Below are 371 nucleotides of genomic sequence, written 5' to 3' on the forward strand. Positions count from 1 at the left end.
CGCGCCGCCGAACGGGCCTCGCGGGCGTGATAGATACGCAGTTCGTCCGGGCCGAGCACCTTCTCGGCGAAGCGGCCGTTGGTGCGCGTCATCACCGCGGCCACGCGGCTGACCTGAACGATGTCCGTGCCGATGCCGTAGATCGCCATGCGCGGCGCCGCGGCGTTACGCGCGTGCGGCGAGACGCGCGGCGACCATGATCGCCTTCATCTCGCGCACCGCGTTGTCCCAGCCCGCGAAGATCGCGTGCGCGACGATCGCGTGGCCGATGTTCAGTTCGACGATGCCGTCGATCGCGGCGATCTGCTGCACGTTCGTGTAATGCAGGCCGTGGCCCGCGTTGACCTTCAGGCCCAGTCGCGCGCCGGCCT

The 371-nt window shown here is 69.8% G+C and carries 1 protein-coding gene and 1 pseudogene; both read right to left on the reverse strand.

The features are described from left to right. Positions 1 to 149: pseudogene (locus SB764_RS38690) on the reverse strand (holo-ACP synthase); the annotation flags it as partial. A gap of 16 nt (positions 150 to 165) precedes the next feature. Further along, positions 166 to 371, reverse strand: a 206-nt coding sequence (locus tag SB764_RS38695; protein ID WP_410866563.1) for a pyridoxine 5'-phosphate synthase, incomplete at its 5' end; no start/stop codon positions are given.

It is taken from the genome of Paraburkholderia sp. SIMBA_027, from assembly GCF_046535315.1.
GTDB lineage: Bacteria > Pseudomonadota > Gammaproteobacteria > Burkholderiales > Burkholderiaceae > Paraburkholderia > Paraburkholderia tropica.